The 12,909-nt window shown below is 63.3% G+C and carries 12 protein-coding genes; 5 read left to right on the top strand and 7 right to left on the bottom strand.

The annotated features are described in order from the left end of the window. Window positions 1-137 precede the first annotated feature (137 nt). The 5 genes from boxB to JQ567_RS09755 all read right to left on the bottom strand — a co-directional run bounded on the left by boxB (window position 138) and on the right by JQ567_RS09755 (window position 6,585). A complete protein-coding gene (boxB, locus tag JQ567_RS09775) occupies window positions 138-1,574 on the bottom strand; it encodes a benzoyl-CoA 2,3-epoxidase subunit BoxB (RefSeq protein WP_212438710.1) in 1,437 nt (478 codons plus the stop codon). Window positions 1,575-1,707: 133 nt separating this feature from the next. Further along, the gene (boxC, locus tag JQ567_RS09770; RefSeq protein ID WP_212438614.1) at window positions 1,708-3,396 is read right to left on the bottom strand and encodes a 2,3-epoxybenzoyl-CoA dihydrolase; all 1,689 of its coding nucleotides are present in this window, start codon (window positions 3,394-3,396) and stop codon (window positions 1,708-1,710) included. Window positions 3,397-3,494: 98 nt separating this feature from the next. Continuing rightward, window positions 3,495-4,013: a DUF309 domain-containing protein gene (locus JQ567_RS09765; protein ID WP_212438613.1), complete on the bottom strand. Its 519-nt coding sequence runs from the start codon at window positions 4,011-4,013 to the stop codon at window positions 3,495-3,497. 51 nt (window positions 4,014-4,064) lie between these two features. After that, the gene (locus tag JQ567_RS09760; RefSeq protein WP_212438612.1) at window positions 4,065-4,880 is read right to left on the bottom strand and encodes an alpha/beta fold hydrolase; all 816 of its coding nucleotides are present in this window, start codon (window positions 4,878-4,880) and stop codon (window positions 4,065-4,067) included. 157 nt (window positions 4,881-5,037) lie between these two features. Next, window positions 5,038-6,585, bottom strand: coding sequence for a benzoate-CoA ligase family protein (locus JQ567_RS09755; RefSeq protein ID WP_249165364.1), 1,548 nt, complete (start codon window positions 6,583-6,585; stop codon window positions 5,038-5,040). 137 nt (window positions 6,586-6,722) lie between these two features. On the opposite strand from JQ567_RS09755, the gene JQ567_RS09750 reads away from it, so the two are divergent. The 3 genes from JQ567_RS09750 to JQ567_RS09740 all read left to right on the top strand — a co-directional run bounded on the left by JQ567_RS09750 (window position 6,723) and on the right by JQ567_RS09740 (window position 8,372). Beyond that, on the top strand, window positions 6,723-7,619 hold the full coding sequence (locus tag JQ567_RS09750) for a helix-turn-helix transcriptional regulator (protein ID WP_212033461.1): 897 nt from the start codon (window positions 6,723-6,725) through the stop codon (window positions 7,617-7,619). Window positions 7,620-7,760: 141 nt separating this feature from the next. Further along, the gene (locus tag JQ567_RS09745; protein WP_212438611.1) at window positions 7,761-8,120 is read left to right on the top strand and encodes a PilZ domain-containing protein; all 360 of its coding nucleotides are present in this window, start codon (window positions 7,761-7,763) and stop codon (window positions 8,118-8,120) included. A gap of 36 nt (window positions 8,121-8,156) precedes the next feature. Next, the gene (locus JQ567_RS09740; RefSeq protein WP_212392092.1) at window positions 8,157-8,372 is read left to right on the top strand and encodes a hypothetical protein; all 216 of its coding nucleotides are present in this window, start codon (window positions 8,157-8,159) and stop codon (window positions 8,370-8,372) included. Window positions 8,373-8,390: 18 nt separating this feature from the next. Here the strand turns inward: JQ567_RS09740 and JQ567_RS09735 are convergent, their stop codons facing one another. Both JQ567_RS09735 and JQ567_RS09730 read right to left on the bottom strand, forming a co-directional pair. Then, a complete protein-coding gene (locus JQ567_RS09735) occupies window positions 8,391-8,753 on the bottom strand; it encodes a hypothetical protein (protein ID WP_212438610.1) in 363 nt (120 codons plus the stop codon). 197 nt (window positions 8,754-8,950) lie between these two features. Then, a complete protein-coding gene (locus JQ567_RS09730) occupies window positions 8,951-9,736 on the bottom strand; it encodes an IclR family transcriptional regulator C-terminal domain-containing protein (RefSeq protein ID WP_212438609.1) in 786 nt (261 codons plus the stop codon). Window positions 9,737-9,853: 117 nt separating this feature from the next. Here JQ567_RS09730 and JQ567_RS09725 point away from each other — a divergent pair, with 117 nt between their 5' ends. Both JQ567_RS09725 and JQ567_RS09720 read left to right on the top strand, forming a co-directional pair. Beyond that, window positions 9,854-11,212 carry an aromatic ring-hydroxylating dioxygenase subunit alpha gene (locus tag JQ567_RS09725; RefSeq protein ID WP_212438608.1) on the top strand — a complete coding sequence of 453 codons (1,359 nt, stop codon included), beginning with the start codon at window positions 9,854-9,856 and terminating at the stop codon, window positions 11,210-11,212. A 136-nt stretch (window positions 11,213-11,348) separates the two neighbouring features. Continuing rightward, entirely contained in the window at window positions 11,349-12,785 is a 1,437-nt protein-coding gene (locus tag JQ567_RS09720; protein WP_212438607.1) for a glutamine synthetase family protein, read from the top strand. Window positions 12,786-12,909 lie beyond the last annotated feature (124 nt).

Below are 12,909 nucleotides of genomic sequence, written 5' to 3'. Positions count from 1 at the left end.
GCGCATCGGGGGACCCATAACCACAGAAGTTAGTGGTTGAAAGCAAGTCGCCGAACAGCGTCTCTAACAATAGCCGCCGCGGCGTATGGGTCCCGGCCCCCGTGCGCAATTGCGCACTAGGCCGGGACGACAGTGCATCACGTCTCGATTTTCACGTACTCGAAATCGCCGGGCTTGTTGTCGATGCCGACCTTGGGCGGGGAGATCCAGGAGGCGTAGGTGCCGGCTTCCGTAACCGGCGTCATCAAGGAAGCGATGAAGTCGCCATCGTCCGATGACGGCAGCCAATCGTTCTTGCGCGCGTTCCAGGTGGCGGCGTCGATCAGCACGCCCTCCGGGGTCGCGTTGATGTCCTTGAACTCGCCGATATGACGATGGAACGCGACGTCGGGCAGCGTCAGCTTGTACTGGTAGCCGGCGAGCGAGATGATCTTGTTCCAGCGCAGCATGCCCTTGGCGCAATCCTGCGTGTAGTCGTCGCGCAGGCGCATGTTGAGCGCGGTCAGCGCCGGCTCGTCGACGCGCTTGATCACGCCATCGACCAGCTTCAGCACCGGATAGGTCGCGTTCTTCAGCTGATGGTCGTCGTCGATCTGGGTTTCCTTGTAGCGGCCCTTGATGCCGGCGTTGAAGGCGTTGGCAGCATTGGTCGACACTTCCGAGCCGAACAGATCCAGCGACAGCGAATAATGCAGATGCAGTTTCTTCTGGATCGTCGGCAGATCGATCACGCCGAGCGCGCGGACTTTTGCGATATCGGTGGGATCGGTGATGCCGGCCGCCTTCATCGCCTCGCAGGTGCGCTGCACGACGCGGCTGATGCCGGTCTCGCCGACGAACATGTGATGCGCCTCTTCGGTCAGCATGAAGCGGCAGGTGCGCGACAGCGGATCGAAGCCGGACTGCGCCAGCGAGTGCAGCTGCATCTTGCCGTCGCGGTCGGTGAAGTAGGTGAACATGAAGAACGACAGCCAGTCGGGCGTCGCCTCGTTGAAGGCCCCTAGCATGCGCGGCGAATCCGCGTCGCCGGAGCGGCGCCGCAACAAATCGTCGGCCTCTTCGCGGCCGTCGCGGCCGAAATACTTTTGCAGCAGATAGACCATCGCCCAGAGATGGCGACCCTCTTCGACATTGACCTGAAACAGGTTGCGCAGGTCGTACAGCGAGGGCGCGGTCTTGCCGAGATGGCGCTGCTGTTCGACCGAGGCCGGCTCGGTATCGCCCTGGATCACGATCAGGCGGCGCAGCGTGGCGCGGTGTTCGCCCGGGACTTCCTGCCAGGCAGGCTTGCCGAAATTCTCACCGAACGGAATGACGCGGTTCTCTTCCTGCGGCGCCAGCAGGATGCCCCAGCGATATTCCGGCATCTTGACGTAATCGAACTTGGCCCAGCCGCGCGGATCGACCGAATAAGCGGTGCGCAGATACACCAATGATTGCTGGAAGCCTTCCGGCCCCATGTCGCTCCACCAATCCATGTAGCCGGGATGCCAGCCTTCGAGCGCCTTGAGCACCTGGCGATCTTCACTGAGATTCACGTTGTTGGGAATCTTGGTTGAGTAATCGACGTTCATGAAGTTCATGGCGTGCTCCTTGGGACACATTTTTCGTCATGCCCGGCCTTGTGCCAGGCATCCACGTCTTCTCTTCATCAGCGAAAAGACGTGGATGGCCGGGACAAGCCCGGCCATGACGCAGCAAAAATCTCTACACCCGCGTCATATCGAATTGCGCCTTCTGGCCGGTGCCGTAGCGGCGCAGCGCGCCGTCTTCGCCGACGGCGTTGGGGCGCTGGAAGATCCAGTTCTGCCACGCGGTAAGGCGTGAGAAGATCTTCGATTCCATGGTCTCGGGTCCGACGAAGCGCAGATTCGCTTCCATGCCGGTGAGACCGTCGGGCGAGAAGGAGGTTCGCTCCTCCAGGAACACTCGCACCTCGTCATCCCAGTCGATATCGTCGAGCGCGAAGGTGACGAGGCCGAGTTCTTCGGCCGCCTCGGCATCGAGCGTGGTGCCGATAGTGGCCTCGGCGCGCTCCAGATCCGACGGATCGGCCTGGAAGCGCGACTGCAGCCGCGTCAGGCCATGGCTCATCGGATACGGCCCGAAATTCATCGCGGTCAGTTCGATGGTCGGCGGCGCGCGGTTGTCGCCCTGCTTCTGGCCGATCAGCATGTAGGAGCGGTCGGCGGCGAACACGAGTTCGGCCAGCGTGCCGACGAAGCAGGAGCCGGGCTCGACCAGCGTCACCAGCGTGCGCGAGGTGACGTCGATGCGCTTGAGCACCCGCTTCCAGTATTGCCTGATCTCGTTGACCAGCCAGTTCGTCTTGTTGGCCTCGAGGAACGCGTCGCAGGCGACGACGCCTGCGCGGTCGCCATGCGACTTGAACAGCAGCATCGCGGTCTCGAGCTCGTTGATGCGTAAGTGCAGGATCGCATCATCAAGCTCGCGCGCGACCTGCAGCGGCCAGAACGACGCGCCTTGCGCGATCAGGCCGTCGATATCGGCGGGCGGGGCTTCTTCCGGCGCCTTGATCGAGATGCTGGCGATGCGCTGTGCGCGGTCGATATCGACGCTGACAAAGCCGTAGCGGATGCCAGCCTCATTGATGGTGCGCTTGAGCGGCGTCAACGCGAGACCCTTGCCGTTGCCGTTGCGCTTGGAGGCGGCGGCGAATTCCCTGGCGCGGTCGGCGACCTTGGCCTCCAGCTTGCTGTTCGGCACGATCTCGTCGACCAGGCGCCATTGCACGGCGCGCTTGCCCTTGATGCCTTCCTCGATGGTGCAGAAATAATCGGCGTGATCGCGGCGCACCTTGCGCTTGTCGACCACGCGCGTCAGGCCGCCGGTGCCCGGCAACACCGCCAGCAGCGGCACTTCCGGCAGCGACACCGCCGCTGAGCCGTCGTCGGCGAGCATGATGTGATCGGTCGCCAGCGCCAGCTCATAGCCGCCGCCGGCCGCGGTGCCGTTGACGACGGTGATGAAGCGCTGCCCGGAATTCTCGGACGAATCTTCCAGACCGTTGCGGGTCTCGTTGGTGAATTTGCAGAAATTGACTTTGTGGGCGTGGGTGGCGCCAGCCAGCATGCGGATATTGGCGCCGGCGCAGAACACGCGGTTCTTGCCCGAGCGCATCAGCACGACTTTTACTTCCGGGTGCTCGAAGCGCAGCCTTTGCACGGCGTCGGCGAGTTCGATGTCGACGCCGAGGTCATAGGAATTGAGCTTGAGCTGATAGCCTTCGAACAGGCCGGCATTCTCGTCGACATCCATGGTCAGCGTCGCGACGTCACCATCGACATCGAGCTTCCAATGCCGGTAGCGCGACGGATCAGTCTGGAAATCGATGTATTTTGCACCGCCTGCGAGGACGCGATCTTCGCCAGCCATTGGGCCACCCTGACGCTTTTGTTAGCCTTACCTGACATGCACAATAGTGCATGTTTTTGGTCAGGTCTAGTCTAAAACGTCGGAACATGCATTTTGTTTCATGTTCGGCCGACAGAGCCAAAGGCCACCCAATCGGCCTTGGCAAGCTGTGGCCGCCCTAGTTTGGCCTTGACGAGTTCGGCCAGGGCCAAAGCCGGAAAACCGTCGGCGAAGCCGTCGCCGCCGGCGTTGCGCATGCCGAGCGCCTTGAGTTCGGCGAGCGCCTCGCCGAGCAGCCTTGCTGCGGCGTGCGGCTTTTGCATGCGCAGGCGCAAATTCGCGGTCGCGATCTGGATGCAGGCGCGCAGCAGGATTCGCTCGCGGCCGCCTTGCGGCGCGGCGGCCCACACCGCCTCAAGGATCTCCTGCGACTCCCAGAAATAACCGTGGTCGTTGAGCCGCAGCGCGTAGCGCAGCGCCGGATGGCGGGCCGGCACATGGCCGCCGAACCGCGACGGCACGAGCGCGGTGACCTGGGCCAGCGTTTCATAATCGGCGTCGGCCTCGTCAGCCTCGCCCGGCACATAGGCCCATCGCGGCAGCGGAAGATTGCCTGTGGCCAGAGGCGCGGTGGTCATCGGGGCATGGCCCGACGACCAACAGTCCCAAACAGTGCACGGAAAAATAGCTTACGCGGCCCGTCCCTGCGAGCCGTCATGAACACGCAACACCGCGTTCGCGAATTCCTGGACCGCATCCAGCGTCGCCCCCGGCGCCTCCCGATGCGGCTGGTGTCCCGCCCCCGGGATCACGGTCACATCGACAGGACAGTAGCACTCTTCCTGGGCGATCTCGATCTGGCGCATTGTCCCATACTCGTCATCCAGACCCTGCAGGATCGCCACCGGCACGCGGATATAGGCGAGGTATTCGGAAATGTCCCAGTTGCGGAAGGCCGGATCGAGCCAGGCGCCGTTCCAGCCATAGAAGGCGTTGTCGACATCCTTGTGCCAGCGCGCCAGCTTTGCCTTCAGGTCCGAGGTCTCATAGGCGGTCTTGATCTTGGCAATCGAACTCACCGAGATGTCCTCGACGATGAAATGCGGCGCGATCATCACGACGCCTTCGACGCGGTGATCCTGATGGCTGCCGGCATAGATCGCCGCGATCGAGGCGCCATCGGAATGGCCGACGAGCAGCCCGCGGCGAAAGCCGATCGCATCCAGCAGCTTTGGCAGCACATCGAGCGCCTCGCTGTGCATGTAATCGACCGCGCGCGGCAATTTCACCGGCGTCGACGCGCCATAGCCCGCACGCGAGTAAGCAAAGACACCGGCGCCGGTGGCGGCCTGAAGCTTGTCCGGGAAGTCACCCCACAGGCCGGCCGAGCCGAGGCCTTCATGCAGCATCACGATGGTCGGCGCGTCCTGAGGTGACGGACCGATCATGCGGTATTCGAGATCAGAAGCGCCGATGGTGAGGAAGCCGGTGGGGGAGAGGGTCATGTTGTTACTCTTCGAAGTGATCGAGATGCTTGTCGTCCCGGCGAACGCCGGGACCCATACCCCCGGTCATCTGTTGTTGAAAGAAGCCGTCGACCATTGTGCTCAACAACAACGGCCGCGGCGTATGGGTCCCGGCGTTCGCCGGGACGACGCGTGTTTATTGCGCTCCATCCCGCAACTTGAACCGCTGGATTTTTCCCGTTGCCGTCTTCGGCAGACTATCCACCACATCGATCCAGCGCGGATATTTCCACGGCCCGATCTTCTGCTTGACGTGCTCTTTCAGCGCGTCATGCAGGCCGTCGGTTTTGGTTTCGGCGCGCAGCACCACGAAGGCCTTTGGCTTCAGCAGGCCTTCCGGATCGGCTTCGGGCACCACGGCGGCTTCGAGCACCGCGGGATGGGTGATCAGTGCGCTCTCGACCTCGAACGGCGACACCCAGATGCCGGATACCTTGAACATGTCGTCGCTGCGGCCGCAGAACGTGTAGCGGCCGTCGGCGTCGCGGATGTACTTGTCGCCGGTGCGGGTCCAGTGGCCTTCAAACGTTTGCCGGCTCTTGCTGCGCTGGTTCCAGTAGCCCTCGCCGGCCGAGGGCGCATCGACCAGCAATTCGCCGACCTCGCCATCGGGCACATCGGCGCCCGCTTCATTGACCAGCCGCACGCGGTAGCCCGGCACGGGGCGGCCGGACGAGCCGTATTTGATGTCGCCGGGCGCGTTGGAAAGAAAGATGTGCAACAGCTCGGTCGAGCCGACGCCGTCGAGAATGTCGACGCCGAACCGCGCCTTCCAGGCATTGCCGACCGATTCCGGCAGCGCTTCGCCCGCCGAGGTGCAGACGCGAAGCCGCTTGCCGGCACCCGTGTCCTTCAGCGTCTCGTCGTTGAGCATCGCCGCGAACAATGTCGGCACGCCGAAGAAGATGCTGGGGTTGTATTTGTTCATCAGCGCGAACATCACCGCCGGCGTCGGGCGATCGGAATTCAGCACCGTTGACGCGCCGACCGACATCGGAAAGGTCAGCGCGTTGCCGAGGCCGTAGGCAAAAAACAGTTTTGCCGCCGAGAGGCCGACGTCGTCCTCGCGAATGCCGAGCACCTGCTTGGCGTAGGTTTCGGCGGTGGCGGCGAGATTGGAATGCAGATGGCGCACGCCCTTGGGCATGCCGGTGGAGCCCGACGAATAGAGCCAGAACGCGGGCTCATCTGGATGCGTCGCCGCGGTCGCAAAGGTGTCGCTCTCGCGCGCGAGTTCGTCGGCAAGCTTCTTGTGGCCATGCGCGTCCTTGCCGGACACGATCACATGTTCGAGGTCCGGCATCCGCCCGACGATGTCTTTGACGACGGGATAGAGCGCTTCGGACACGAACAGCACCCGCGCGCGGCAATCCGCCAGCACATAGGCATATTGATCCGCCGTCAGCAGCGTGTTGAGCGGCACCGGCACGATGCCGGCGCGGATCGCGCCCAGGAACACGGAAGGAAAATCGACGGTGTCGAGCATGATCATCGCGACGCGCTCTTCGCGGCGGACGCCGAGCCGGCGCAGCATGTTGGCGACGCGGCGGCTTTGCCGCTGCAGATCGCCATAGGTGAGTTCGGAGACCGTATCGGTGAAGGCCAGCTTGGCGCCGCGGCCCTCGTCGACATTGCGATCAAGCAGCCAGGTCACCGCATTGTAGGAACCGGACGTGCCGCTCAAGACGCTTCTCCCAGATTTTAAGAATTATAATTCATATAAAGACCACCGGGCGCGCTTGCTGTCAATCCTCATCGGCATTATGTTTCCGAACCGCACCGATTTGCAGCCAGGGCGAGCTAAGGGGCTACCCAAGGGAAATGTCCGAAACCAGCGATCCCGAAACCGGCTTTCTTGAGCAGCTCGGCCAGCGCGTGCGCACCATGCGGGCGTTGCGCGGCATGTCGCGAAAAGTGCTCGCGAAAGTTTCCGGCATTTCCGAACGCTATATCGCCCAGCTCGAAAGCGGCAAGGGCAACGTCTCGATCGTGCTGCTGCGCCGGGTGTCGAACGCGATGGGCGCGCATCTGGAAGATCTCATTCCCTCCACCGAACCTGTGCCCGACTGGGCTGTCATCCGCGACCTCGTGCGCAAGGCGACATCCGCGCAGATCGCGCAGGCCAAGGATGTGCTCGCGGGCGGAAGTACTGCGGCGCATCGCAAGATGTCGTTTTCGGGCATCGCCCTGATCGGCCTGCGCGGCGCCGGCAAATCGACGCTCGGCAAAATGCTGGCGAAGAAAATCGGCTGGAGCTTTGTCGAACTCAACAAGGAGATCGAGGCGCAGAACGGATTGTCCGTCGCCGAGATCATCGCGCTCTACGGCCAGGAAGGCTTTCGGCGCATGGAGCAGGCCGCACTCGGGCAATTGCTGGCGCGCAAGGAGCTGATGGTGCTGGCCACCGGCGGCGGCATCGTCTCCGAACCCCTGACGTTCGACCTGATCCTGTCGTCGTTCTACACGATCTGGCTGAAGGCGAAGCCCGAAGAACACATGGCGCGGGTACGCGGCCAGGGCGACCTGCGTCCGATGGCGGACGATCGCTCCGCAATGGCCGAACTGCGCACCATCCTGGTCAGCCGCGAACCGCTCTACGCGCGCGCGTCCGCCGTGGTGGATACCGCGGGGCTGAACGTCAACGACGCGGCGTCGCGGCTGGTCGATGCGGTGGCGCCGGTGCTGCACGATGAAGCGCGGATGTTCGCGCGGGGCTGAGCGGGCGCGGTTGTCTTCGTGCACCGCTCGCGAAAGAACGGCACCATTAACCACGGCCGCGGTTAACCACCGCAACAGTTCCATGCGGAAACACACCCTCTAATAGTGTTACCAAAGCGTTAAACGTATGGAACACGGATCATGTCAGAGCGCCGCAAACTGCCCAGAACCCGCGTCTATTACGGCGGAAGGGTCGCGTTCAACGCCCGCTCTTCGACGCTCGCCTGCGTCGTGCGCAACTTCAGCCCGTTCGGGGCCAGGATCGAATTTGAAAATGCCGCGCTCGTGCCCGACGAGGTGGATTTCGAAATCGAACGCAAGGCAATCTCCTGTCTGGCGCGCCTGGTCTGGCGCGATCGTTTCGCGGCAGGCCTGGTGTTTTCAGGCGCAAGCGAGGCGGGAGGCGTCGTTGAGCTGAACTGGGCGCGCAAGCTGCGCGCCAGCGAACGGGCGAACCGGCAACTGCAGTCGCGCCTCGATCAGCTGCGATCCGAACACTGATGCGATCCGCTCAGCCGCCATGCAGGATGAAATCGCATGAGTACCCTTGAAGACGACGCTTCCATCCGCATTGCCGCAAAGATGCCGAGGAGCCGGCCGCGCCCGCTTCGCGCGATACTGGCGGTGTTGACGGCGCAGTACACGATCGTCGCGATCGTCGTCAGCCTGTCGGTTGCGGGCACGCTTCGCTATCTGGTGACCCCGCAGATCGTCGCCAAGTTCGAAATGATCGCCGCCGCGCTCAAGCGCTAGCCGGTTTTAGTTTCCTCATCAGATATCGGCAATCCGGCAGACTTCCTCGTGGAACACGAGGTAGCGCTTCGGCGCGATCAGATGCGGCGTGTTCTCGCGCCACCATGCGGCGGCCTCGGGACTCGCTTTGGCGAGAATGCCGACGGCGGGCGCCGCCTCCACCGCATAGCCGGCGACCAGTTCCGCCTGCCCACGAAACACGGCCGCCCATTGCGCCGCCCGTGAACGCGGCCGCGACAGAACCCCGAAGGCGAGAAGTTTTCGATGCGCCGCATAGCGTATGACCGGCAAATCGAGCCCGACCCATTTCTGGCGTACCCATAGCGGGGCTTCGCCGGGGGGAACGGCGACGATACGGACAGCCCAGTCGGGATTGTTCATTTCATTTCTCACGGCATCTGCATCAGCTTCGTGCATGCCGGAGGGAAACGCGTTCATGGCAGATGGAGGAAAAATTCTAGGTTTGCGGCCGTAGGGTGGGCAAAGCGAAGCGTGCCCACCAAATTCTATGTCGCGTAAAAAATGGTGGGCACGGCGCAAGAGCGCCTTTGCCCACCCTACGAAACTCTCAGCAATGCTTACAGCAACATCGATCTGACCGATTCCGCACCCTCTTTCAGCAACGGCAAAAACCTTTCGATCATTTCAGCCGTCGAGACGCGGTCGACATGCGCGCCCATGTTGATGGCGCCGACGATCACGTCGTCGTAGCGGCGCACCGGGACCGAGATCGAACGGAAATGCGGCTCGGCCTCGCGATCGACCAGCGAATAGCCCTGTTCGCGATCGCCGCACACGCAAGCGAGCAATCGTTTTGGATCGGTCACCGTGTGCGGCGTCATCGGCTCGCGCCGCATGGCCGCGATCCGCGCGGCGAGGTCGCCATCGTCGAACTGGCCGAGCATGACGCGGCCGACCGAGGTGCAGAACGCCGGCAGGCGATAGCCGATGTCGAGGCCGGCGGAGAACACCCGCGTCGGACTGCCGCGCGCGATGAACACGACCTCGTCGCCATCGAGCACCGCGAGCGAGCTTATTTCCTGCGCGGCCAGCGCGATCCGGTCGAGCACCGGCTGCAGCACCGTCACCACCTGACTCGATTGCAGATAGGAGGCTGCAAGCGTCAGCACGCGCGGCGTCAGCATGAACAGCTTGCCGTCTGACGTGACGAAGCCGCCATGCTCGAGCGTGAACAGGATGCGGCGGGCGGTGGCGCGAGGCAGGTCGGCCGCGCGCGCCAGATCGCTCAGCGTCGCGGCCCCCCCGATCGTGCCGAACACCTGAAGCAGGCGGACGCCGCGGTCGAGACTCTCGACGAAGTCGGTGGCGCGCTCTTCGCCCTCGGCGCGTTTCAGCTTTGGCATTGGCCCTTCCGATTGGAAGCGTTCAAAATTGTGCTTGCCGTCCTCTCCAGCCATGGCATAATTCGCCCATTCGTTCAATAGGCGAACAAACTGCCTCCGACGAAAGGGCTGAACGCCATGATGAGCCAGGAAGCGAACGACCTGATCACCCGCACCGGGCCAAAAGACCCCTGCGGGAAACTGATGCGGATGTACTGGCAGCCGGCCGCGCTGGTCGACGAGCTGCAAGGGCCGCGGCCGGTCAAAGCCGTCAAGCTGCTCGGCGAAAACCTGGTGCTGTTCCGCGACGAGAACAATCGCAACGGCCTAATCGACCGCCATTGCGCGCATCGCGGCGCCGACCTCGCGTTCGGCCGGCTGGAACATGGCGGCCTGCGCTGCGCGTTCCATGGCTGGCTGTTCGACACATCGGGCCAGTGCATCGAGACGCCGGCGGAGCCGAAGGGCTCGAACCTGTGCAAGGGCATCAAGCAGCGCTCCTATCCCGTGGTCGAGAAGAGCGGCATCCTCTGGGCTTACCTCGGCGAAGGCGAGCCGCCGGCATTTCCGGAGATCGACTGCTTCATCGCGCCCGACAGCCATACGTTTGCATTCAAGGGCCACATCAATTGCAACTGGCTGCAGGCGCTCGAAGTCGGCATCGATCCGGCGCACGCCTCCTTCCTGCATCGCTTCTTCGAGGACGAGGACACCTCGGCCAGCTACGGCAAGCAGTTCCGCGGCGCGTCCGCCGGGTCAGACATGCCGATGACGAAAATCCTGCGCGAATACGACAACCCGATCATCAATGTCGAGCACACCGAATATGGCCTGCGGCTGATCGCGCTGCGCGAGATCGACGAGGAGCGCACCCATGTGCGCGTCACCAATCAGCTTTTCCCGCACGGCTTCGTGATTCCGATGAGCACGGAGATGACGATCACGCAGTGGCATGTGCCGGTCGACGACGAGAACTGCTACTGGTACGCGATCTTCACCAGTTACACCGCGCCGGTCGACAAGAAGAAGATGCGCGACCAGCGCCTCGAACTCTACGAACTGCCCGATTACAAATCGCGCAAGAACAAGTCGAACGATTACGGCTTCGATCCGCACGAGCAGGCGACCGAGACCTATACCGGCATGGGCGCCGACATCAACGTGCACGACCAGTGGGCGGTGGAATCGATGGGCGCGATCCAGGACCGCACCAACGAACATCTCGGCACCTCAGACAAGGCGATCGTGCAGTATCGCCGCCTGCTGCGCCAGGAGATCGAAAAGGTCTCCGGCGGCGAGAAACCGTTCATGTTCCTCGACGCGTCCCGCGCGCGCAGCATCCAGGGTCCGGCCACCATGGACGGCATCGGGCCGACCCGAGGGTGGGAAATCTACTGGATGGAAGTCGACGTCAAACGCCGCCGCGGCGCGCCATGGGCGGCGCCGGTTCCGGGCGAGATATCCGACAAGATCCGGCATCTGACGGCGGCTGAGTGATGTTTGAGGCATTGTCATTCCGGGGCGACGCGAAGCGTCGAACCCGGAATCTCGAGGTTCTCGGTGCGCAATTGCGCACCTGTGGTCTGGTCCTTTCGGACCATCCCGGAACGACGGCAACGAATGGAGTGACGCGTTGAGTTTTGTCGAGCGTCACGGCCTGTGGTCGGCGGAGCAGAAGGAGGCGGCGAGCCGCCTGCGCCGTATCGTCGAGGAACAAAAACTCGAAGTCATCCGGCTGTCGTTTCCGGACCAGCACGGCATTTTGCGCGGCAAGACGCTGGTCGCGAGCGAGGCGCTGGCCTCGCTGGAGAGCGGCTGCTCGGTCACCACGACCATGCTCGCCAAGGACACCTCGCACCGCACGGTGTTTCCGGTGTTCACGTCCGGCGGCGGTTTTGGCATGCGCGAGATGGAAGGTGCCGCCGACGTGCTGATGGTGGCCGACCCGACCACGTTCCGCGTACTGCCCTGGGCACCAACGACCGGCTGGCTGCTGTGCGACATCTACTTCAGCGATGGCCGCCCGGTGCCGTTCGCGACAAGACACCTCTATCGCGGCGTGCTCGATCAACTCGGCCAGCGCGGCTACGATTTTGTCGCGGGCCTCGAAGTCGAGTTTCACATCTTCAAGCTCGAAGACCCGCGCATGGCGCCGGAGGATGCCGGCCAGCCGGGCCAGCCGCCTTCGGTGAGCCTGCTGTCGCACGGCTATCAATACCTGACCGAGCAGCGCTACGACCAGATGGAGCCGGTGCTGGAAATCATTCGGCGCGACGTGCTGGCGCTAGGCCTGCCGCTGCGATCGGTTGAAGTCGAGTTCGGCCCGAGCCAATGCGAATTCACCTTTGCGCCGACCAGGGGGCTGACGCCCGCCGACAACATGGTGCTGTTTCGCAGCGCCGTGAAGCAGGTCGCAAGACGCCACGGCTATCACGCCACCTTCATGTGCCGGCCCAAACTGCCGAACGTGTTCGCGTCCGGCTGGCATCTGCATCAATCGATCGTGTCGCGCGCCAGCGGCGAGAACGCGTTCATGACCAAGGACGGGGGCGAAACGCTCAGTCCGTTTGCGCGCAACTATCTCGCGGGACTGCTGACACATGCCCGCGCCTCCGCCGTGTTCACGACGCCGACCATCAACGGCTACAAGCGCTACCGCACCTATTCGCTGGCGCCGGATCGCGCGATCTGGGGCCGCGACAACCGCGGCGTCATGATCCGCGTGCTCGGCGGCCCCAATGATGCCGCGACGCGCCTCGAAAACCGCATCGGCGAGCCCGCCGCCAATCCCTATCTCTACATGGCCTCGCAGATTCTCTCCGGCCTCGACGGCGTCGACCGCAAGCTTGACCCCGGCCCGTCCGCCGACACGCCTTATGAGACCAAGGCGGCGCTGTTGCCGAAGACGCTGCGTGAAGCTGTGACCGCGCTGAGCGACGATCCGTTTTTTCGTGGGGCGTTCGGAAAAGAGTTCGTCGACTATTACGTCCACATCAAGAACGCCGAGATCGAACGCTTCCAGGCCGAAGTCTCGGAATGGGAACATCGCGAATATTTCGAGATGTTTTAGAAAAGTCTCGCGTCGTCCCGGCGAAGGCCGGGACCCATACTCCGCAGCGGTCATTGCTTTGAAAGGTATCTGACGCCGTCGCTTTCGCGGAAAGATCACGCGGTATGGGTCCCGGCCTTCGCCG

Source organism: Bradyrhizobium sp. AUGA SZCCT0431, from assembly GCF_018131065.1.
Taxonomy (GTDB): domain Bacteria; phylum Pseudomonadota; class Alphaproteobacteria; order Rhizobiales; family Xanthobacteraceae; genus Bradyrhizobium.
Note: the sequence above shows the minus strand (reverse complement) of the source record. Positions and strands in the feature narration are given on the sequence as shown.

Excerpts from the sequence above, each read along its gene's own strand:
- JQ567_RS09740 (WP_212392092.1), top strand. The coding sequence starts at position 8,157 with ATGAGTACCCTTGAAGACGACGCTTCCATCCGCATTGCCGCAAAGATG.
- JQ567_RS09745 (WP_212438611.1), top strand. The coding sequence starts at position 7,761 with ATGTCAGAGCGCCGCAAACTGCCCAGAACCCGCGTCTATTACGGCGGA.
- JQ567_RS09765 (WP_212438613.1), bottom strand. The coding sequence starts at position 4,013 with ATGACCACCGCGCCTCTGGCCACAGGCAATCTTCCGCTGCCGCGATGG.
- boxC (WP_212438614.1), bottom strand. The coding sequence starts at position 3,396 with ATGGCTGGCGAAGATCGCGTCCTCGCAGGCGGTGCAAAATACATCGAT.
- boxB (WP_212438710.1), bottom strand. The coding sequence starts at position 1,574 with ATGAACGTCGATTACTCAACCAAGATTCCCAACAACGTGAATCTCAGT.
- JQ567_RS09760 (WP_212438612.1), bottom strand. The coding sequence starts at position 4,880 with ATGACCCTCTCCCCCACCGGCTTCCTCACCATCGGCGCTTCTGATCTC.
- JQ567_RS09730 (WP_212438609.1), bottom strand. The coding sequence starts at position 9,736 with ATGCCAAAGCTGAAACGCGCCGAGGGCGAAGAGCGCGCCACCGACTTC.
- JQ567_RS09735 (WP_212438610.1), bottom strand. The coding sequence starts at position 8,753 with ATGAACAATCCCGACTGGGCTGTCCGTATCGTCGCCGTTCCCCCCGGC.
- JQ567_RS09750 (WP_212033461.1), top strand. The coding sequence starts at position 6,723 with ATGTCCGAAACCAGCGATCCCGAAACCGGCTTTCTTGAGCAGCTCGGC.
- JQ567_RS09725 (WP_212438608.1), top strand. The coding sequence starts at position 9,854 with ATGATGAGCCAGGAAGCGAACGACCTGATCACCCGCACCGGGCCAAAA.